We start from the raw sequence: 19,964 nt of genomic DNA on the forward strand, positions 1-19,964 counted from the left end.
GGGTCTATTGGCTTTCATCCACGCACGGCGTGGATCTACCATCGGGGCATGAGCCTGCCCAAGCCCCTGTGGCGACGCCTGCTGCGCGTCGCTGCGATCATCCTCGCCGCGATGTTGCTGCTGGTCCTGTCCGGGCTGCTGCTGGCCGACCACCTCACCCCGCGGGCACAGGGCGCACCCTCGCATGTGCTGCCACTGCAGCCGGCGCAGACCCGCATCGACCAGCAGATCGTGCCACTGCAGGACGCACGCCCCGGGCAGTCCGGCGTGGCGTTCCTCAGTGATGGCATGGATGCCTTCGCCGCGCGCGCGATGATCACCGCGCACGCAGGCCGCAGCCTGGACCTGCAGTACTACATCTGGCACGACGACCTGATCGGCCATCTGATGGCCAAGGCGCTGTACGACGCCGCCGAGCGCGGCGTGCGCGTGCGCATCCTGCTTGACGACATGAACGCCAAGGACAAGGACGCGTTGATGATGGCACTCGATGCGCATCCGAACATCGAGATCCGCCTGTACAACCCGTTCCGCAACCGCAGCGGCATCGCGCGCACGCTGGAACTGGTGCAACGCGCTTTCAGCGTCAACCACCGCATGCACAACAAGAGCTGGATCGCCGACGGCCGCATCGCGATCGTCGGTGGCCGCAACATCGGCGAGGAATACTTCAGCGCGCGCGACGATGTGAACTTCCAGGACCTGGACCTGGTGGTGGCCGGCCCCGCCGTGCAGCAGGCCAACCAGATCTTCGACGACTACTGGAACAGCAGCACGGCGATCCCGATTTCCGCACTGGCCTCGTATACCGATGCACAGTTGCAGCAGCTGGTACGGCAGTCGGACCTGGATGCCATGCATGCCAAGGCACAGCCCTACCTGCAACGCGTGGCCGAGTCGCGCGCGCTGCAGCGGCCCAGCCCGGAACCGCTGCACTGGAGCGCGAACGTGCGCATCGCTTCCGATCCGCCGATGAAGCACCGCGATGACGATCGCCGCGGCTGGCTGGTCAGCCGTCTCAGCGACGAGTTGCGCAGCACGCGGCGCAGTGCGCTGTTGATCTCGCCCTACTTCGTGCCCGGCAACGATGGGGTCGAGGCGCTGTCGGCGCTGGCCGCACGCGGCGCGCAGGTGGGCGTGGTGACCAACTCACTGGCCGCCAACGATGTGGCAGCGGTACACGGCGGCTACATGGGCTACCGGGTGCCGCTGCTGAGGGCCGGCGTGCAGCTGTACGAACTGAAGGCACACGGCCAGCTGGATGCCAGCCTGTTCGGCAGCAGCGGCGCCAGCCTGCACACCAAGGCATTCGTGGTCGATGACCGCCGCGGTTTCGTCGGTTCGTTCAACCTCGACCCGCGTTCGGCCTACCTCAATACCGAAATGGGCGTGCTGTTCGATGACCCGGCGCTCGGTGCACAGCTGCGCGACGAGTACCTGCGCCTGGCCGGCCCGGAGCACAGCTGGTGGCTGGCGCTGGGGCGCGATGATGACCTGCGCTGGCTGGAGCGGCAGCCACCGCCGCACTGGGTGGAGGCCGAACCCGGTGCCAGCCTGGGCAAGCGCTGGACCGCGCGGGTGATCAGCTGGCTGCCGGTGGAATCGCAGCTGTAGCGCTCAGGGCGCAGGACCCGCCTCTTCCTGTCCGGCGTCATCCCGTGTTTCCACGCTGCGCCCATGCAGGCGCCGCCAGATCCAGCGCAGGGCATGCGGCGGCGCCGAAGGCAACTGTTCAAGCAGGGCCAGCATGCGGCTCTGGCTGGCATGTCCGTGCCGGCACAGCAGGCTGGCCGCTGCGGCCGCGCTGGCCAGGCGCAGGCTGTCGGCCAGCGGGCCATCCGCCTCGGGCGCCAGCGCCTGGTGCACCGGCTCGGGCAGCTCCCAGGCCGCAGCCACGCGTTGCGCCAACGGCAGCGACCACTGTTGGAGCAGCTGCAGCGCCAGCGCCGGTTCCACCGTTTCATCGCGTGCCTGCGCTTCCTGCAGCAGCTGGCGCATCACCAGTGCGGCCCCCAGCCCCTGTACCAGGCCCAGCCACTGGGCGGCGAAGGCATCGCCGAAAGTGACCGTGCGCGCGTGGTCAGCGGCTGCGCGCGAGGCCAGCAGTGCGTGCTCCCAGATGATCGTGCTGAACTGCGGAAACACCTCGCACTGCACCTGCATCACCGGCTGCACCAGAACTGCGCTGATGATCTGTCGCACGCCTTCGGTACCGACCAGCGTCACCGCCCGCTGCAGGCTTTCCACCGGGCGCTCGTGCACCTTGTAGGCCGGGCTGTTGGCGATGCGCAGCAGGTTGCCGGTCAGCACCGGGTCCTGGCCGATGATCGCCGCCATCACCCGCGCCGACGCAGCATCGTCGTTGACCGTCTGGATCAGCTGCGGCAGCAGTTGCGGGCGGCGCGGCAGCTGACGGGCCGCCCAGTCCCGGTCCTGCAGCGCGCGCGCCACCGCCTCGCCCAACCCCGCGGCCTGCACCGCCGTGGATTCACCGGCCAGGCGCGGGTACAGGGCCAGTGCATGCAGGCCACGCTGCAGATGTGCAGCGATCTCGGCCGAGGGCAGAGCCTCGCCCTGCAGGCTGGCCGCAGCCGCCGCCACCGCCTGCCGCGACGCCGCCGCCAACCGGGACGGTGCCGTCCCGGTCGAGCGCGCCAGCCAGCCACGCAGTGATCGCCACCAGGCCGGCGTCATCGCCGCCCGCCCTGTCGTTGTGGTGCCCTTGCCGTCACTGACCGCCCTGCCTCTTCACGCGAATCCGGCCACCCGCCGTCGTCGCAGCATCGGCCGAACTTTCATCTTCTTTAACCGGAAGGCCACCGATGTCGACGGCACCGGCCGGGGGAATGGACTAGAATGGCGCCGCGCGACCCGTCCCCCTGCACCGACGACGTCGCTTTTTTTGTTTTGGGACCCTACCGTTCACTGGCCGTTCGCTGCAGTTCGCCGCTGATCGCGCCATCGGAGACGCCATGCTATTCGAAACCCTCGCCACCACCGGCCACGAACAGGTGGTGTTCTGCCACAACCACGACGCCGGCCTGAAGGCGATCATCGCCATCCACAACACCACCCTCGGCCCGGCCCTGGGCGGCGTGCGCATGCGCCCCTACGCCAGCACCGACGAGGCGCTGGCCGATGCGCTGCGGCTGAGCCGGACGATGACCTACAAGAATGCACTGGCCGGCCTCAACGTGGGTGGCGGCAAGGCGGTGATCATCGGCGACCCCAAAGTGGACAAGACCGAGGTGCTGTTCCGTGCCTTCGGCCGCTATGTCGATTCGCTGGGCGGGCGCTACATCACCGCCGAGGACGTCGGAACCGACGTCAACGACATGGAGAACATCTACCTGGAAAGCCAGTTCGTGACCGGCGTGCACCAGGTCCATGGTGGCTCCGGCGATCCCGCCCCGTTCACCGCCTACGGTGCGCTGCAGGCACTGATGGCGTCGATGCGCTTCAAGTTCGGCCATGAGGAAGTGGGCAAGACCAGCATCGCCGTGCAGGGCCTGGGCCACATCGGCATGGAACTGGTGAAGCTGCTGCGCGACCGCGGTGCCAAGCTGTACGTCACCGACCTGGACAGCGCGCTGGTTGATCGCGCGGTCAGCGATTTCGGCGCCGAAGCAGTCAAGCCGGATGAGATCCACGAGGTGAACGCCGACGTGTTCGCACCGTGCGCGCTGGAAGGTGCGATCAGCGCCGACACGCTGCCGCGGATCAAGGCGAAGATCATCTGCGGCACCGCCAACAACCAGCTGTCGAGCCTGGAAATCGGCGACGAGCTGCATGCGCGCGGCATCCTGTATGCGCCGGACTATGCAGTCAACGCCGGTGGCGTGATGAACGTGTCGCTGGAGATCGACGGTTACAACCGCGAACGCGCAATGCGCCTGATCCGCAGCATCTACCACAACCTCACCCGCATCTTCGAACTGTCGCAGCGCGAGAACATCGCGCCGCAGCGTGCCGCCGACCGCATCGCCGAAAGCCGCATCCTGTCGATCGGCAAGCTGAAGATGCCGCTGGGCCGCAGCACCCCGCGCCTGGGCAACCTGCGCGGCGGTTGAACCTGCCGATGTCGCGCCGGGCATGACCCGGCGCGAGCTGTCCTTCAGAAGCCGGTGCTGTAGCGCAAGGCGGCCTGCCGCGCACCTTCGCCACCAACGCGCTGGTCGAAGCCCAGGCTCAGGCGCCCATTGCGGCCCCACCACGATTCCAGCGCCACGCCGATCAGCGCACTGCCGCGCGGCGCGTTCCAGCCCGCCAACGGCGCCCAGGCATCGACGCCGACGAAGCTGGCCTGCCAGTCCGCATCCGCACCATCAAGCCGTTGCTGCCATTCGGCATGCCCACGCAGCGTCCAACGCCCCCAGCCGCGCTCGCCGCGGATACCGGCCAGCATCTGGCTGCGCTGCACGCGGTTGGCATCGCCCCGCAGGCCGAAACCAAAGCCGCCGAGTTCATTGAAGGCGTCGGTCTCCACACGCGTGGTGCTGGCACCGACGTAGGGCGTCATCGATGCGCCCGCACGCCCCAGCCGGTACCCGCCCTCCACGCTGGCACTGCTGAAACGGCCGCCGTACCGCGCGGAGACGCCATAGGCACCCGCACCGAGCAGCAGCTGACGATCCAGCGCGCGGGTGAACTGTCCGCTCCCCACCTGGGCCAGCGCGTAGCCACGTCCCAGATTCCAGCCGGCATACAACTGTGCCTGCGCCTGGCGATCACGCCCACGATCACCGCCGAAACTGCTGCCACCAGTGCTGCGGGTCTCGCCAAACGCCACGCCCATCAGGCCGTTGCTGCCCAGTGGCAGATCCTGGCCGGCCATCCAGCCCCGGCTGTCGGCAGCGTTGCCGGCGAAGCTGCCCTGCCCCGCCTCACCCAGCGCGCTCTGCCAGCTCCCGCGCAGGCGCGGTGCGGCCTGTACACGATCAAAGCGCTCGGCGATCGCACGCCGCGACATGTCGATACTGTCGAAGGTCGCTGCTTCGGCTCGCGCATGCGCTTGACCGGACAGGCTCTGCAGGCTGGCGGCCAGGCCCTGCGGGCCACCGCCGGTCCACTGCAGGGCACCGGCCGCTGCACCAAAGGCCGATCCCTGCAGGCCTGTGTTTTTGTCCAGCGCTGCGAATGCACCTTCCAGGCGCTGTGCTGCCGCCTGGGCGGACGCCCCCAGCCCGCTGGCCGCTGCGGTGACGCTGACCTGGGTCAGGTTCAACCACGCGTTGTTGCTGTCATAGCCATAACTGCTCTGCAGCAATGACAGCCCCTGCAGGCCACTGGAGGTAGCCGGCGTACTGAAGGTGCCGCTGAGTCCGCCTGCCGCATGGATCAGGTCCTGCCGGCTGCCGTTCTGTGGCACGTAGCCGGAAACGAAGCCATGCACGCGCACGCCACCGTCGATCGCGGCATTGCCGGTGACCTGCAGCGCATTGGCGCCCAGTGCGATCATCAACTGTGCGCCGGCCTGCTGGGTGTAGTTGCCCTCGATGGTGCCGGTGGTGTTGCCGGTGGTGAGGAATACGCTGCTGCCGTTGACCACATTGCCGATCACGCGGGGCGTGCCGCCATTGAACTGCAGGCCGGTCGAATCCGGATCTGACTGGCCGAGGATGGTCACGTTGGAACGGATCACGCCACCGTTCTGCAGCGACAGGATGCCGCGTTCGATGCGGGTGGCACCGGTGTAGCTGTTGTTGCCGGCCAGCACCAGGGTGCCCCCGCCCTGCTTGACCAGCCCGCCGCTGCCGACGATATCGTTGCGCCACGCCGAGCCGGTCGAGGCCAGATCCACGTTGGCGACCACATCACCCCAGTCGAAACGACCCGGACCGTTGATCGCACGACCGATGTCGAGCAGGCCGTAGCCGAACACCGGATCCACGCCCGGCGCGCCGATATCCTTGGCGGTGCCCAGCAGGGTCTGCCGCACCAGATCGTTGCTGAAGTACGGGAAGCGCTCCCAGACCAGCGCCGCCGCACCGGAAATCAAGGGCGCCGCGAATGACGTGCCGTAGTTCCAGTAGTAGCTGCCACCGTTGGCATCGGGGTAGACCGCGCTGCCGGGCGCCGCCAGGCAGTAGCGGGCCGCCTGGCCACAGGCATTGGCATAGCTGGCCAGCGTACCGGGCGCATACGGATCCACGGCGGTGGCCACCAGCCAGCCGCGCTCCAGGTCGGCAGCCGGCAGCGTGCCGGCCACGCCCTGCTGGCTGGGCAGTGCGGCCAGGCTGCTCGGCTCGCTGCGGCCGTCATTGCCCGCGGCGAACACCACCAGCCCGCCATGGTTGATCACGAAGGGGCGATATTCGGCGGCCACCTGCGCGGTGGTCGGCAGATCGGTCCAGTACAGGCCGCCCCACGAATTGTTCATCACCTTCACGTTGTAGCTGATCAGGTCCTGGTGGACCTGCGCCACGCCCAGCGGGCCGCTGAAGGAATTGCCCTTGCCGCTGCCGTCATCGACGGGCGGCTTGTCGGCAATGATCCGTGCCGACACGATCTGCGCCTTTGGCGCGATGCCACCCGGCCAGGAGCCCGTTGCCGCGCCGGCGGCGAGGCTGGCCACGGCGGTGCCGTGGCCGACCACATCATCGACACCCAGATTGTTCCTGGCCGGATCGATGTAGTTGAGGTTGGCCAGCACCCGGCCATTCAACGCCACCGCATTGCGCTGCACGCCGGAGTCGACGATGCCGATGCGCACGTTCTGGCCGGTCAGGCCGGCAGCCTGTGCGGCGCGCGCATTGGTGACTGACAGATGCGCGTCGAAGGCCGGCTCCTGCGGTTTGACCGGGGGCGGCGTCGTCGGTGGCGGGGTAGTCGGTGGCGGCGGTGGTGGCGGGGTATCGATGCGCACGTTGCCGCCCCCGCCACCTCCACCACAGGCCGTCAGCGCTACCACCAGCGCGGTTCCCAGGGCAGACCTCACCATCATCGTGCGTTCCATCGATTCCTTCCCATGAACGTTGTCCTGCCTTCATCCCGGCAGGCGTGCGGCCGCGCCCAGCGGCGGCCCTCCCCGACCCTCTATACTTGGGTCGACCCCCACGCAGTCTGCCGGGAAACCGGGGCACATCCAACGGCCCCCGGTCTCCTTTCCGAACATTGCTTACGCATCAACGAGATTGCCATGTCCAACATCGTCATCGCCGCCGCCAAGCGCACCGCCATCGGCTCCTTCCTCGGCCAGTTCAACGGCGTGCCGACCCCGACCCTCGGCGCGGCCGCCATCGCTGCCGCCCTGGAACAGTCGGGCATCCCGGCCAGCGACGTTTCCGAAGTCCTCATGGGCTGCGTGCTGCCGGCCAACCTCGGCCAGGCGCCCGCCCGCCAGGCGGCGATCGCTGCCGGCATCCCGCTGTCGACCGGTGCCACCACGCTGAACAAGGTGTGCGGCTCGGGCATGAAGACCATCATGCTCGGTCATGACCTGATCAAGGCCGGTTCGGCCAGCATCGTTGTCGCCGGCGGCATGGAATCGATGTCCAACGCGCCGCACATGCTGCCGAACTCGCGCACCGGCAACCGCTTCGGCAACTTCCAGGCGGTCGATCACATGGCCCACGATGGCCTGGTCAACGCTTATGACGGCAAGGCGATGGGTGAATTCGCCGAATGCGCCGTGGACAAATACCAGTTCAGCCGCGAAGAGCAGGACGCCTACGCCATCGAATCGGTCAAGCGCGCGCAGGCGGCGCAGGCCAACGGTGCGTTCGCCGATGAAATCGTCGCGGTGAAGGTCGCCACCCGCAAGGGCGAGGTCGAGGTCACCACCGACGAGCAGCCGGGCCGCTCGGACATCGCCAAGATCCCGACCCTGCGCCCGGCCTTCAAGAAGGACGGCAGCGTCACCGCCGCAAGTTCCTCCAGCATCTCCGACGGCGCTGCTGCAGTGGTCCTGCTGACCGAGGAAGATGCAGCCGCTCGCGGCATCACCCCGCTGGCCCGCATCGTCGGCCACGCGACCCATTCGCAGGAACCGGAGTGGTTCACCACCGCCCCGATCGGCGCGCTGCACAAACTGCTGGACAAGACCGGCTGGTCGCTGGACCAGGTCGATCTGTTCGAGATCAATGAAGCTTTCGCCGTGGTGGCGATGGCGCCGATGCGCGAACTGGGCATTCCGCACGACAAGCTCAACGTGAATGGCGGCGCCTGCGCACTGGGCCATCCGATCGGTGCCTCCGGTGCACGCCTGGTGGTGACCCTGGTCAACGCCCTGCGCACGCGCGGTGGCAAGCGCGGCATTGCCACCCTGTGCATCGGCGGCGGCGAAGCAACCGCAATCGCCATCGAATTGATTTAAAAAGATTTAACGATGATTTCGCAAAAATGAATGCGGGATCGCTTGACACCCAATCTTGGCTTGTCATCATGTTGTCGGCGCGCAGCATGCGCGTTGCCTAATTCTAACGACGAGGATTCACACAATGAGCATCAACAAGCTGCTGGTCGCGATGTCCCTGGCTCTGGCCCTGGCCGCCTGCTCGAAGCAGGAAGCTGCCCAGGACGCCGCTGCTTCGGCCAACGAAGCCGCCACCGAAGCCCAGGCTGCTGCCGACCAGGCCGCCGCTGCTGGCGCCCAGACCGCCGACGCTGCCCAGCAGGCCGCTGACACCGCCGCCACCGCTGCTGACGCTTCGGTTGACGCTGCTGCCCAGGCTGGCGCTGCTGCCACCGACGCCGCTGCCGGCGCCGCTGCTGACGCTGCCAAGGCTGCTGAAGGCACCGCTGAGAAGGCCAAGGACGCTGCTGAAGAAGCCAAGAAGTAATAACTTCTTTCTTCACGCTGTTCTGGAAAAGCCGCTGGTTCGCCAGCGGCTTTTTCTTTTTCGAATGCGCGCGACTGAGCCGCTGCATCGCGACCCCGTCTTCACAACGGCATGAATAGGCTGGCGTCCCCATCCATTGCAGTACCGGAGACCGCCATGAAGATTCGTCCGATCACCACCACCCTGCTGGCCGCCTCCCTGCTGCTGGCCCTGGCCGCCTGCAAGGGCCCGGAAGCCGAACAGGCCAAGCAGGACGCACAGCAGGCTGCCGACAGCGCAGGCGCTGCCGCCCGTGACGCCGTGGACAAGGCCGCCGAAGCCACCCGCGACGCCGCCGACAAGACCGCTGCCGCGTCCGAGCAGGCCGCCGCCGATACCCAGCAGGCGCTGGACAAGGCTGCAGACGCCACCGCCAACGCCGCCGACAAGGCCAAGGACGCCGCAACCGATGCCGCCGCACATGCCAGCGACGCCACTGCGAACGCCGCACAGAAGGTCGCCGACAAGGCCCGCGATGTCGCCAATGACGCCAAGGCCAACGCCGCCAAGGAAGAAGCCAAGCACTAACGGTTCGTTCGCCGGGCATGGCCCGGCGCTACCGACCAGCCGAGCATCGGCTCGGCTGCACAGGAAAAGCCGCGGCACTGCCGCGGCTTTTCTGCTTTTCGCTCTCTGCTCTTTCTGTTGATTCCGTGCTGGACGCGTACGGAAAGTGTCCACGGACGCGCGGGTAGGTTGCGCAGGGGCGTAAGCGCCATGGATGGCGCGCCCGAGCTTACATGGACGTACTTGCAGCGCCCCCTGCGCGATCTACCCGCGCGGCCCACCCATCAGTATCAGCGCCCACCACGAGGGGCTCCGCCGTTGGCCGCCTCCTACGGCAGCGCGCGCGCCAGCATCGCCGTCAGCTCCACCCCCGCCGGCAGCGTCCCGAACGCCAGCCCGTGCTCCCCTTCCAGCCGGCTACGCACGAATGCCTCCGCCATCGGGCTGCGCGCACGCAGCAGCAGCGCCGCCTGCAGCAGCAGCGCAGTGCGCTCGCAGAACAGCCGCGCCTGCGCTTCCTCCGGTGGCGGTGCCGCTGCCCAACGCTGCAATGCCGCTGCATAGCGCCCATCACGGTCAGCCACCGATGCCAGCTCACCGCGCAGCGCCGCCATCGCCTCCGGTTCACGCGCCAGCGCACGCAGCACATCCAGGCACTGGATGTTGCCGCTGCCCTCCCAGATCGAATTCAACGGTGCCTGCCGGTACAGGCGCGGCAGCATCGACTCCTCCACGTAGCCCGCACCGCCCAGGCATTCCTGCGCTTCATTGACGAAGGCAGGCGCGCGCTTGCACAGCCAGTACTTGCCCAGCGCCGTCCCCAACCGCGCCATCGCGGCTTCATTGGCATCCACACCGGCGCGATCCACCGCGCGCGCGATCCGCATCGCCAACACCGTGGCCGCTTCCGACTCCAGCGCCAGATCAGCCAGCACGTTGGTCATCAGCGGGTGCTCGACCAGCAGCTTGCCGAAGGTACGTCGATGACGTGCGTGGTGCAGCGCCTGCGCCAGCGCCATGCGCATCTCCGCCGCTGCACCCAGCATGCAGTCCAGGCGGGTCATCATCACCATGCCGATGATGGTGGCCACGCCGCGCCCCTCTTCGCCCACACGCCATGCCTGTGCGCCGCAGAACTCGACCTCACTGGAAGCGTTGGCCCAATCGCCGAGCTTGTCCTTCAGCCGCATCAACCGGAACGCATTGCGGTCACCATCGGCCAGCCGGCGCGGCATCAGCAGGCAGGTCAGGCCTCCCGGCGCCTGCGCCAGCACCAGGAAGCCATCGCACATCGGTGCGGAAAAGAACCACTTGTGGCCGACCAGACGGTAACGCTCGCCATCAATCGGTTCGGCGCGCGTACTGTTGGCACGGACATCCGAGCCGCCCTGCTTCTCGGTCATGCCCATGCCCAGGGTGATGCCGGCCTTGTCCGCCACCGGCACGTCGCGCGGGTCATAGACCGGCGCAGCGGCCTTGCGCGCCCACTCGGCCAGATGCGGCTGTGAATGCAGTACCGCCACCGCCGCATGGGTCATGGTCAACGGGCAGCTGGTGCCCGCCTCGGCCTGGTGATGCAGGTAGCTCAACGCAGCACGTGCGACGTGCGCGCCAGGCTGCGGCTCATGCCAGGACAATCCAGCGACGCCGTGCGATTTTGCCGTGTCCATCAACTGGTGATAGGCCGGATGGAACTCCACGGTGTCGATGCGATGGCCCTGTGCATCATGCGTGCGCAGCCGCGGACGATCACGGTTGGCATCGAAGCCGAGCCGGTACAGTTCATCACCGGCGAGTGCACCATAGACACCCAGTCGCGGCGCGAAGCTGGCGGCGCCTTCGCGCTGTACGGCCTCCATCAGCGCCACGTCGTCGGTCCACAACTGTCGCCCTGCGAACGGCGGCGGCTGGTTCAACACCACATGGGTTTCATACGGTGCGTTGCTGCTGAAGCTGGGTCCACTCATCCGGTCCATCCTGACGGCAAGAGGTCTGCGGCCCGATTGTGCCGCATCGCCTGCCAAGCCCGTGTTCAGGCCGGTTCTCACCCTCTGCACGAGACGCAGGCCACAGTGACCGCATGGCAGGCAACGACGATCTGGTGGTGCTGCGCCCGGAGGGGCTGTACTGCGCCGCCGGCGATTTCCATATCGACCCGTGGCGACCGGTAGCGCGCGCGGTCATCACCCATGGCCACGGCGACCATGCCCGCCTGGGCATGGGGGAGTACCACTGCAGCGAAGGCAGCCTGCCGATCCTGCGCTGGCGCCTGGGTGACGTGCCGGTGCAGGCGCATGCCGAGGGGGTGCCGTTCCGCCTGGGGCAGGTGCAGGTATCGCTGCATCCGGCCGGCCACGTACTCGGTTCGTCACAGGTACGCATCGACGACGGGCAGCAGGTATGGGTAGCCTCCGGCGACTACAAGCGACAGCCTGATCCGACCTGCACACCGTTCGAAGTGGTGCCCTGCGATACCTTCATCACTGAAGCTACGTTCGCACTGCCGATCTATCGCTGGCCAGACACGCCGGCGGTGGCTGCAGAGATCGTGGCGTGGCGCCGCGAATGCGAACAACGTGGCGAAGCCGCGATCCTGCTGTGCTACGCATTGGGCAAGGCACAGCGGGTGCTGGCCGAGCTGCTGCCGCTGGACGATCGACCAGCCTGGCTGCACGGCGCCATCGCCAATGGCGTGGCGGTGTACCGGCAGGCCGGGGTGCCGATGCTGGAGACGCTCACCGTGGCCGAGCAGGGCCGCCAGCCTGATGCCGCCGGCCAGCTGATCCTCGCGCCGCCGTCGGCTGCGGGTACGCCCTGGATGCGCCGCTTCGGCCGCCACCAGCTGGGCTTCGCCTCCGGCTGGATGCAGCTGCGCGGCAATCGGCGGCGCCGCAATGTCGATCGCGGTTTCGTCATTTCCGATCACGCCGATTGGCCAGCACTGCTGCAGACCATCGAACAGACAGGCGCGCAGCGGGTGATCGCTACCCATGGCAATACCGATGCGTTGATTCCGTTCCTGCGCGAGCGCGGCGTGGCGGCCGAAGCCTTCCGCACCGATTTCGGGAGCGAGGAATGAAGGCTTTCGCTGCGCTCTACCAGCGCCTGGACCGCAGCACCGCCACCCTGGACAAGCGCGCAGCGCTGGTCGATTACTTCCGCCAGGCAGGCGCGCATGATGCGGCGTGGGCGCTGTACCTGCTCAGCGGTGGCAAGGTGGGCGGCGCACGCCGGAAGATCGCCGCCAGCGGCGAACTGCGCGGCTGGATTGCCGAAGAATCCGGCTTGCCTCCCTGGTTGGTGGAAGACAGCTACGCGCAGGTGGGTGACCTGGCCGAAACGCTGACCCTGCTGCTGGATGATCCATCGCAGCCAGCCGCCGACCGCCCGTTGGCTGATTGGATCGAACAGCATCTGCTGGCCGTGGCCAACCAACCCGAGGCAGTACGCCGCGCTGCGGTCGTCGCCGGGTGGCGGCAGCTGTGCAGCAGCGAACGCCTGGTGTTCAACAAGCTGCTGACCGGCGCCCTGCGCGTTGGCGTTTCGCAGCGACTGGTACAGCAGGCACTGGCGGAATGGTCCGGCCTGGACATCGCACGCATCGCCCAGCGCATGCTCGGCGAGTGGGTCCCCTCGCCCGGGCTGCTGGCTCAACTGCTGTCACCGGACGAGCTGCCGTCCGACCGCCAGCAGCCCTACCCCTTCTTCCTCGCCTCCCCTCTGGAAGGCGATCCTGCCGAACGCCTCGGCGCGATCGACGACTGGCTGCTGGAATGGAAATGGGATGGCATACGCCTGCAGCTGCTGCGCCGGCGTGGCGAAGTCGCGCTGTGGTCCCGTGGCGAGGAACGACTGGATGGCCGCTTCCCCGAGATCGAGCACGCCGCGATGGCGTTGCCGGAGGGCTGCGTGCTGGACGGAGAGCTGCTGGCCTGGGACGAGACCGCCAACCTGCCGCGCGCATTCACCGCCCTGCAGACCCGCATCCAGCGTCGCAAGCCAGGAGCAGCGACTCTGCGCAACACGCCGGTACGCGTGCTCGCCTATGACCTGCTGGAGCACGATGGCGCGGATCTGCGTGAGCTGCCGTTGCAGGAACGGCGTACGCGGCTTGCCGCGGTCATCGGTGCACTGGACGATGTGCGGATCCAGCTGTCGCCCGACGTTGCCGCCGTCGACTGGGCGCAGGCGGCGGCGATGCGCGATGTGGCACGCGAACGTGGCGTGGAAGGGCTGATGCTGAAACGACGCGGCTCGCCCTACCTGGCTGGGCGACGCCGCGGTGACTGGTGGAAATGGAAGGTCGATCCGCTCACCATCGATGCGGTGCTCCTGTACGCACAGGCTGGCCATGGGCGGCGCAGCACGCTGTACACCGACTATACCTTCGGCGTCTGGGACGGCGACACGCTGGTGCCGGTGGCCAAGGCGTATTCGGGCTTGGACGACAAGGAGATCCTCGCGCTTGACCGCTGGATCCGCGCCAACACCCGCGAGCGTTTCGGGCCGGTGCGCAGCGTACGCGCCGAACAGGTGTTCGAGCTGGGTTTCGAAGCGGTCAACCGCAGCAGCCGGCACAAGTCGGGGATCGCCGTGCGCTTTCCGCGCATCCTGCGCTGGCGCCACGACAAGCCTGCCAGCGAAGCCGATCAGCTGGCCAGCCTGCAGGCGCTGGCGCGATGACCCGCAGCCAGGCACTGCGCCGGCTGGAAGACTGGTTCGCGGCACGCGGCTGGCGCTCACTGCCCTTCCAGCGCGCGATGTGGCGCCACTACGTGGCCGGCGAATCCGGGTTGCTGCATACGCCCACGGGCAGCGGCAAGACGCTGGCGATGTTCGGCGGGCCGTTGCTGCAGGCGCTGATCGATCCACCGCCCTCGCCCCGCCGCGCCAGTGCGGTGCGCCCATTGCAGGTGCTGTGGGTAACGCCCTTGCGCGCGTTGGCCAGTGATACCGCACGCGCACTCCAGGCCGTCGTCGACGGCTTGGGACTGGGATGGCGTGTCGGCCTGCGCAGCGGTGACGCCAGCAACCGCGAGCGGCGCCAGGCCCGCGAAGGCCGCATCGACGTACTGGTCACCACGCCCGAATCACTGGCGCTGCTGCTGAGCTATCCGGATACGTTGCCGCGCATGCGCCAGCTGCGCTGCGTGGTGGTGGACGAATGGCATGAGCTGCTGGGCAACAAGCGCGGTGTGCTGCTGCAGTTGAACCTGGCGGTGTTGCGCGATGCTGCGCCTGCAGTGCAGCTGTGGGGGCTTTCGGCCACGCTGGGCAACCTGGATGAGGCGCGCGACGTGTTGCTGCCCGGACAGCCCGACGCGCCGATCGTGCAGGGCGTGCGCCCGCGCGCGATCAGCGTGCGCAGCCTGCTGCCGGAACCCGGCGAACGTTTTCCGTGGGCCGGGCATCTGGGCCTGGCGCAGCTGCCGCGGGTGCTGGACGCGTTGATGCGGGCACGCAGCAGCCTGTTGTTCACCAACACCCGTGCGCAGGCAGAACTGTGGCATCAGGCGCTGGCCGCGGTCTGGCCGGAAGCCCCGGACACGCTTGCGCTGCACCACGGCTCGCTGGATCCAGCGCTGCGCCAGCAGGTCGAGGATGGCCTGCGCGCGGGCGCGCTGCGCTGCGTGGTTGCCACCTCCAGCCTCGACCTCGGCGTGGACTTCCCCGAGGTTGAGCAGGTACTGCAGCTGGGCAGCCCGAAGGGCGTGGCCCGCCTGCGCCAACGCGCGGGACGTGCGCGTCACCGCCCGGGTGCCAGCGGTTCCATCCTGTGCGTGCCCAGCCATGCGCTGGAACTGGCCGAGTACGCCGCAGTGCGCCGTGCATTGGCCGAAGGCGTGGTCGAAGCACGCCGGCCGCCGACGCTGTCGCTGGATGTGCTGGCCCAGCATGCGGTCAGCCGCGCCCTGGCCGGTGGCTTCGACAGCGATGCGCTGCTGGCGCAGGTACGGCGTACCCATGCCTTTGCGTCGCTCGGCGAAGACCAGTGGCAGGCCGTGCTGACGTTCATCGTGCAGGGTGGCCAGGCCCTGGCCCAGTACCCCGATTTTCACAAGGTCGTGCGTGATGCCGATGGCCGGTACCGCATGCACGACCTTCGCCAGGCGCTGCGACATCGGCTGTCGATCGGCACCATCAGCAGCGATGGCAGCGTGCGCGTGCAGTTCCTGCGCGGTGGTGGCCTGGGCGCGGTGGAGGAACAGTTCGCCAGCCGCCTGCGTCGCGGCGACCGTTTCCAGTTCGCCGGGCGCCTGCTGGAACTGGTGCAGCTGCGCGACATGACCGCCTTCGTGCGGCTGGCACGAGGGCGCGGTGATGGTGTGGTGCCGCGCTGGCAGGGAGGCCAGTTGCCACTGTCGATGCCGCTCGGCCGCGAGCTGGAGTGGGTACTGTCCGGCGCCGACGACAGTGCCGAATCACGCTGGTTGTCCTCCTTGCTGGCACTGCAGCAGCAGTTGTCGGCGCTTCCCGGCCCAGAGCATCTGCTGGTGGAAGAGGTGCGGCGCCGCGACGGCCAGTTCCTGTTCGTCTACCCTTTGGCCGGCCGTCACGTGCACGAGGCGCTGGCCGCCTTGCTGGCACTGCGCTGTACCCGCCGGCAGCGCAACAGCATCGGCTACGCGGTGAACGATCATGGCCTGGTGCTGGCACCGGCGCAGGCGATCGAACTGGATGCGGCGCAATGGCGAGCATTGTTCACCGCCGATCAGCTGCTGGACGATCTGCGTGCCGCGGTGAACCTGGGCGAGCTGGCGCGTCGCCAGTTCCGTGGCATCGCACGCGTAGCGGGCCTGCTGGTCCCCAGCCTGCCCGGCGGTATGCCGCGGTCGCTGCGCCAGCTGCAGGCCTCGGCAGGCCTGCTCTACGACGTACTGCGCGAGCATGACCCCGGCCACCTGCTATTGGCATTGGCCGAACGCGAAGTGCTGCACGACAGCCTGGATCTGCCTGGACTACAGCAGGTCCTGGCAAGGATCGGCATGCAGGTCCTCTCCGTGCAGCACCCGACATCACTCACGCCACTGGGCTTCCCGTTATGGGCCGAACGCCTGCGCGGGCAGTTCAGCAACGAGGACTGGCGCACCCGCGTGCAACGCGCGGCCCAGCAGCTGGAGCGCCGCCATGGCCGATGAACTGCCGCTGCTGCGCGCCGGCGAATCGCTGATTCTGCTTGGCGCGCGTGCGCTGTACTGGCCCGCGCGGCAGGCGCTGTTGATCGCCGACCTGCACCTGGGCAAGGCCGATGTATTCCGCCGCGCCGGCATCGCATTGCCCAGCGGCGGCACCGGCGAAGACCTGCAACGCCTGCAGGGGCTGCTGGACAGGCATGCCTGTCGCGAGCTGTGGATTCTGGGTGACATCCTGCATGGACCGGCGCATCGCGCTGCGTGGTACCAGCAATGGCTTGCATGGCGCGAACGCAATGCTTCGCTGGACGTGCATGTCCTGCGTGGCAATCACGACCGCCAGCTGCCGCATGCTCAGTTGCAGGTACAGATCCACGATGAAGTACGGCTGCAGCCGTTCCTGCTTCGCCATGAGCCGATGCCCGATGCAGAGCTGCATGTGATCGCCGGGCATCTGCATCCGCAGGTCGCCTTGCCGCCATTGCGACGGCGCTTCCCCGCGTTCTGGCTGCGTGAGCGGATGACGGTGCTGCCGGCCTTCTCCGCGTTCACTGCCGGCATCGTGCCCGTGCCCGCCCGCGGCGAGCAAAGGGTCGCCTGCGTGGAAAACGGCCTGGTGCAACTGCCGGTGGCTTGAATCAGGCCGGACGAATGCCCAGCTGCGGCATCAACTGGAAATCAGGCGTGTCACCCTCACGTCGTCGCGGCAACGCCTGGATCGCCGCCAGCATTTCCTGCGCGCAGGTGCGGATGCGCGCGTGGTGCTCCGCTGATGCATGACTGATCAGGCTGCCGACATGGAACTCGAACACGTCCTCCAGTACGTCGGGCTGGTCCTCGTGCAGCATCTGCAGCAATCCGCGCAGCTTGCAGATTTCCGATTCCAGCTCCTCGACCGCGAACAACATGGCGTCCTCCTCTTCAACATCAGCGGCACATCCGGGCCGCAACAGGCCGCAACGGCAGCGCCGCCCGGGCCACGCGCGATGTTGATCACGGAAAGGAAAACGGGCGACGCGCAATCGCGTGCAACCTACTTCTCGCATATCGGCGGTGAGGCAACCGTTAATTCAGGTGACGACGCGCTTCACGCATTGGCCGTGATCGCGTTGATACGAGGCATCTCCGCTGCGATGGCCAGTGCGTCGACGAACGCCGGATCCAGTGCAAGTGCACCGAACCAGCCGTGCTGGGTGCCACTGAGCACGCGCAGCATGTGGCCACGGCCACCGGGCAGGCGCCCCATCGGGCCCAGCAGCACGTCACGCGCCTTCGCCCAGGCGTCGCGGTCGGACTGGAACAGCGGCGTCAGCCAACGACTCCAGCGCTGGTACACCGCAACGTGTGCCCTGCGTTGCGCCTGGTAGGCCTGCAGCGCGACCGTGCTGCCGCCATAGGTGCGCACCGCATCGCGCAGCGCCAGCGCGTCCAACAGCGCCATGTTCACGCCCTGCCCCAGCTGCGGGCTCATCGCATGCGCGGCATCACCGGCCACCACCATGCGGCCGTGGTGCCAGCGCGTCATCACCGCATCACGGTAGACCGCGCGCGCCAACTGGCCGGCATCACGCAGATGGGCGAAGCGCGCACTGGCCTGCGGCCACAGTGCATGCAGTTCATCCAGCCAGGGCGTCATGCCATCGGCCTGCCAGCGTTCGAAGTCGGCGCGTGGCAGGCTCCAGAAGAAACTCAGGCGCGGCGTGTCATCACCGGGGCGCGTGCCGACCGGCAGCAGTCCGATCATCTTGCGCGCGGCCACGTAACGCTGCCGCAGCTCCTGCACGTGCGGCCAGTCCTCGGCCGGCAGCAGGCACCACAGCGCCCCCCACGGATACACGCGGTCCAGCCCGGCACCGCCGGCGATCGTGCCGCGCAGCGTCGACGCGGCGCCATCGGCGACCACCACCAGGTCGAACGGGCCATGCGTGCGCCCGTCGCTGTCGCGCAGACGGCCGTGTTCGGCATCCACCTCGGTAATGGTGGTACCGGCATGCAGCTGGCCCTCGCCTGCGCGCGCCTCGTCCAACAGCGAGAACAAGGCCCCGCGCTGCATGCCCAGGCCGTGCAGGCGCGCATCCAGTCCCTCGTAGCGCATGTCCATCACCGCGCGCTCGCACGGCGTGTCGCCATACAGGCGGTGCACCGGCGCGGCATGTGCGCGCACGGAATCAAGCAGGCCCATCTGCCACAGTACCTGCAGGCCGCTGGGCTGCAGCAGGAAACCGGCACCCACCGGCCCCGGCGTGGGCACGCGTTCGAAGATCTCCACCTCGTGGCCGTCACGGGTGAGCAGGATGGACACTGCCTGTCCAGCGGTGCCGTAGCCGATCACGGCGATGCGCAGTCGTTCCGTCATGGCCGCATTGTGCCCGAGGCGGGTGGATCGCGAGCGGGTCGCGGGCAATCCGCGCAAAAAAAACCCCGCCGAAGCGGGGTTTTCAACGCACTGTCGAGTGGATCACTCGGCCGGCGTGATGTTCGAAGCCTGGGCACCCTTCGGGCCCTGGGTCACGTCATAGGTGACACGCTGGCCTTCCTGCAGGCTGCGGAAGCCCTTGGAGTTGATGGCGGAGAAGTGCGCGAACACGTCGGCGCTGCCATCCTCCGGCGAGATGAAGCCAAATCCCTTGGCGTCGTTGAACCACTTGACGGTACCGTTCGGCATGGTGATGCGAGACCTTATGCAATGAATGGGTGGTGTACGCTGAACCCGCGCACAAGCTGAGTATGCAAAGCTTGCTCGGGGAAGACAATCACCCCCGTGCCAATTCGCCCACCAGTTCCGGAAGTCCGTTGCCGGCCGCCTGCACGTTGGCCAGCACTTCGGCCATCGTGATCTCCTCGCCATCACCACAGCCGGCAGCCCAGTTGGCGATGATCGCCAGGCAGGCGTAATCCAGCCCCAGCTCGCGTGCCAGGGCGGCTTCCGGCATGCCGGTCATGCCCACCAGATCGCAGCCGTCGCGGCGCATACGGGCGATTTCAGCGATGGTTTCCAGGCGCGGCCCCTGCGTTGCGCCGTAGCAGCCACCGTCATGGACCGTGACGCCGGTCACTTTGGCCGCCGCCAGGATCTTGCTGCGCAGCATTGGTGTGTACGGGTGGCCGAAATCAACGTGGACCACGTCGGTACCTTCTTCCTCACAGATCGTGCTGATGCGGCCCCAGGTGTAGTCGATGATCTGGTCCGGGCAGGCCAGCACGCGCGGACCAAAGTGTTCGGTGATGCCACCGACCGTGTTCAACGCCAGCACGCGCTGCGCGCCCAGCTGCTGCAGCGCGGCCAGGTTGGCGCGGTAGTTGATCTTGTGCGGCGGCAGCGAATGCCCCTCGCCATGCCGCGCCAGGAACGCCACACGATGGCCGAGCAGCGTGCCCACGCGCACCGGGCCGGACGGGCGGCCGAAACGGGTGTCGACCTCGTGGGTCTGCACGTCGTCAAGCTTGGCCAGGTTGTAGACACCGGTACCGCCAATCACGGCCAGGGCGATCTGTTGCATTCGAA

At 67.9% G+C, this 19,964-nt stretch carries 16 protein-coding genes; 9 read left to right on the forward strand and 7 right to left on the reverse strand.

Translation table 11 applies throughout. The features are described 5' to 3' along the window. Positions 1–48: 48 nt before the first annotated feature. Positions 49–1,614 (forward strand): phospholipase D family protein, encoded by a 1,566-nt coding sequence (locus ACZK33_RS17030; protein WP_423175147.1) that lies wholly within the window; start codon positions 49–51, stop codon positions 1,612–1,614. Positions 1,615–1,617: 3 nt separating this feature from the next. Here ACZK33_RS17030 and ACZK33_RS17035 read toward each other — a convergent pair whose 3' ends face one another. Then, positions 1,618–2,694: an HDOD domain-containing protein gene (locus ACZK33_RS17035; protein WP_032129353.1), complete on the reverse strand. Its 1,077-nt coding sequence runs from the start codon at positions 2,692–2,694 to the stop codon at positions 1,618–1,620. Positions 2,695–2,972: 278 nt separating this feature from the next. Between ACZK33_RS17035 and ACZK33_RS17040 the strand changes: the two genes are divergently transcribed. Beyond that, positions 2,973–4,070, forward strand: coding sequence for a Glu/Leu/Phe/Val dehydrogenase dimerization domain-containing protein (locus tag ACZK33_RS17040; protein WP_423175146.1), 1,098 nt, complete (start codon positions 2,973–2,975; stop codon positions 4,068–4,070). A gap of 44 nt (positions 4,071–4,114) precedes the next feature. Here ACZK33_RS17040 and ACZK33_RS17045 read toward each other — a convergent pair whose 3' ends face one another. Next, complete coding sequence (locus ACZK33_RS17045) at positions 4,115–6,955, reverse strand: S8 family serine peptidase (RefSeq protein ID WP_182266504.1); 2,841 nt, start codon at positions 6,953–6,955, stop codon at positions 4,115–4,117. Between the two features lie 183 nt (positions 6,956–7,138). Here ACZK33_RS17045 and ACZK33_RS17050 point away from each other — a divergent pair, with 183 nt between their 5' ends. From ACZK33_RS17050 to ACZK33_RS17060, 3 genes are all read left to right on the forward strand, one after another. Further along, complete coding sequence (locus ACZK33_RS17050; RefSeq protein ID WP_010482849.1) at positions 7,139–8,314, forward strand: thiolase family protein; 1,176 nt, start codon at positions 7,139–7,141, stop codon at positions 8,312–8,314. Positions 8,315–8,438: 124 nt separating this feature from the next. Further along, the gene (locus ACZK33_RS17055; RefSeq protein WP_004153024.1) at positions 8,439–8,780 is read left to right on the forward strand and encodes a hypothetical protein; all 342 of its coding nucleotides are present in this window, start codon (positions 8,439–8,441) and stop codon (positions 8,778–8,780) included. A 156-nt stretch (positions 8,781–8,936) separates the two neighbouring features. After that, positions 8,937–9,347: a hypothetical protein gene (locus tag ACZK33_RS17060; protein WP_014647982.1), complete on the forward strand. Its 411-nt coding sequence runs from the start codon at positions 8,937–8,939 to the stop codon at positions 9,345–9,347. 308 nt (positions 9,348–9,655) lie between these two features. Here ACZK33_RS17060 and ACZK33_RS17065 read toward each other — a convergent pair whose 3' ends face one another. Beyond that, positions 9,656–11,293 carry an acyl-CoA dehydrogenase family protein gene (locus ACZK33_RS17065; protein WP_423175145.1) on the reverse strand — a complete coding sequence of 546 codons (1,638 nt, stop codon included), beginning with the start codon at positions 11,291–11,293 and terminating at the stop codon, positions 9,656–9,658. A gap of 113 nt (positions 11,294–11,406) precedes the next feature. Here ACZK33_RS17065 and ACZK33_RS17070 point away from each other — a divergent pair, with 113 nt between their 5' ends. The 4 genes from ACZK33_RS17070 to pdeM are packed head-to-tail and all read left to right on the forward strand — an operon-like array spanning position 11,407 to position 17,096. Then, positions 11,407–12,405 carry a ligase-associated DNA damage response exonuclease gene (locus tag ACZK33_RS17070; RefSeq protein WP_423175144.1) on the forward strand — a complete coding sequence of 333 codons (999 nt, stop codon included), beginning with the start codon at positions 11,407–11,409 and terminating at the stop codon, positions 12,403–12,405. Next, positions 12,402–14,009 (forward strand): ATP-dependent DNA ligase, encoded by a 1,608-nt coding sequence (locus ACZK33_RS17075; RefSeq protein ID WP_423175143.1) that lies wholly within the window; start codon positions 12,402–12,404, stop codon positions 14,007–14,009. The genes ACZK33_RS17070 and ACZK33_RS17075 overlap by 4 nt, the downstream gene beginning before the upstream one ends. After that, positions 14,006–16,465, forward strand: a complete 2,460-nt coding sequence (locus ACZK33_RS17080; RefSeq protein WP_478453631.1) for a ligase-associated DNA damage response DEXH box helicase — start codon at positions 14,006–14,008, stop codon at positions 16,463–16,465. The genes ACZK33_RS17075 and ACZK33_RS17080 overlap by 4 nt, the downstream gene beginning before the upstream one ends. Continuing rightward, complete coding sequence (gene pdeM / locus ACZK33_RS17085) at positions 16,455–17,096, forward strand: ligase-associated DNA damage response endonuclease PdeM (protein WP_032129346.1); 642 nt, start codon at positions 16,455–16,457, stop codon at positions 17,094–17,096. The genes ACZK33_RS17080 and pdeM overlap by 11 nt, the downstream gene beginning before the upstream one ends. Before the next feature lies 1 nt (position 17,097). On the opposite strand, the gene ACZK33_RS17090 is transcribed toward pdeM, so the two are convergent. The 4 genes from ACZK33_RS17090 to ACZK33_RS17105 all read right to left on the reverse strand — a co-directional run bounded on the left by ACZK33_RS17090 (position 17,098) and on the right by ACZK33_RS17105 (position 19,959). Next, positions 17,098–17,367, reverse strand: coding sequence for a hypothetical protein (locus ACZK33_RS17090; protein WP_032129345.1), 270 nt, complete (start codon positions 17,365–17,367; stop codon positions 17,098–17,100). A gap of 179 nt (positions 17,368–17,546) precedes the next feature. Then, positions 17,547–18,815: an FAD-dependent oxidoreductase gene (locus ACZK33_RS17095; protein ID WP_423175141.1), complete on the reverse strand. Its 1,269-nt coding sequence runs from the start codon at positions 18,813–18,815 to the stop codon at positions 17,547–17,549. A 102-nt stretch (positions 18,816–18,917) separates the two neighbouring features. Beyond that, a complete protein-coding gene (locus tag ACZK33_RS17100; RefSeq protein ID WP_005410590.1) occupies positions 18,918–19,124 on the reverse strand; it encodes a cold-shock protein in 207 nt (68 codons plus the stop codon). A gap of 88 nt (positions 19,125–19,212) precedes the next feature. Beyond that, on the reverse strand, positions 19,213–19,959 hold the full coding sequence (locus ACZK33_RS17105; RefSeq protein ID WP_010482830.1) for an S-methyl-5'-thioinosine phosphorylase: 747 nt from the start codon (positions 19,957–19,959) through the stop codon (positions 19,213–19,215). Positions 19,960–19,964 lie beyond the last annotated feature (5 nt).

It is taken from the genome of Stenotrophomonas sp. 86156_Sma, from assembly GCF_056481625.1.

Bases quoted from the DNA above. Each gene is read 5' to 3' on its own strand.
- ACZK33_RS17050 (WP_010482849.1), top strand. From the start codon at position 7,139: ATGTCCAACATCGTCATCGCCGCCGCCAAGCGCACCGCCATCGGCTCC.
- ACZK33_RS17060 (WP_014647982.1), top strand. From the start codon at position 8,937: ATGAAGATTCGTCCGATCACCACCACCCTGCTGGCCGCCTCCCTGCTG.
- ACZK33_RS17055 (WP_004153024.1), top strand. From the start codon at position 8,439: ATGAGCATCAACAAGCTGCTGGTCGCGATGTCCCTGGCTCTGGCCCTG.
- ACZK33_RS17035 (WP_032129353.1), bottom strand. From the start codon at position 2,694: ATGACGCCGGCCTGGTGGCGATCACTGCGTGGCTGGCTGGCGCGCTCG.
- ACZK33_RS17045 (WP_182266504.1), bottom strand. From the start codon at position 6,955: ATGGAACGCACGATGATGGTGAGGTCTGCCCTGGGAACCGCGCTGGTG.
- ACZK33_RS17095 (WP_423175141.1), bottom strand. From the start codon at position 18,815: ATGACGGAACGACTGCGCATCGCCGTGATCGGCTACGGCACCGCTGGA.
- ACZK33_RS17070 (WP_423175144.1), top strand. From the start codon at position 11,407: ATGGCAGGCAACGACGATCTGGTGGTGCTGCGCCCGGAGGGGCTGTAC.
- ACZK33_RS17105 (WP_010482830.1), bottom strand. From the start codon at position 19,959: ATGCAACAGATCGCCCTGGCCGTGATTGGCGGTACCGGTGTCTACAAC.
- ACZK33_RS17040 (WP_423175146.1), top strand. From the start codon at position 2,973: ATGCTATTCGAAACCCTCGCCACCACCGGCCACGAACAGGTGGTGTTC.
- ACZK33_RS17090 (WP_032129345.1), bottom strand. From the start codon at position 17,367: ATGTTGTTCGCGGTCGAGGAGCTGGAATCGGAAATCTGCAAGCTGCGC.
- ACZK33_RS17065 (WP_423175145.1), bottom strand. From the start codon at position 11,293: ATGAGTGGACCCAGCTTCAGCAGCAACGCACCGTATGAAACCCATGTG.
- ACZK33_RS17080 (WP_478453631.1), top strand. From the start codon at position 14,006: ATGACCCGCAGCCAGGCACTGCGCCGGCTGGAAGACTGGTTCGCGGCA.
- ACZK33_RS17100 (WP_005410590.1), bottom strand. From the start codon at position 19,124: ATGCCGAACGGTACCGTCAAGTGGTTCAACGACGCCAAGGGATTTGGC.
- ACZK33_RS17075 (WP_423175143.1), top strand. From the start codon at position 12,402: ATGAAGGCTTTCGCTGCGCTCTACCAGCGCCTGGACCGCAGCACCGCC.
- pdeM (WP_032129346.1), top strand. From the start codon at position 16,455: ATGGCCGATGAACTGCCGCTGCTGCGCGCCGGCGAATCGCTGATTCTG.
- ACZK33_RS17030 (WP_423175147.1), top strand. From the start codon at position 49: ATGAGCCTGCCCAAGCCCCTGTGGCGACGCCTGCTGCGCGTCGCTGCG.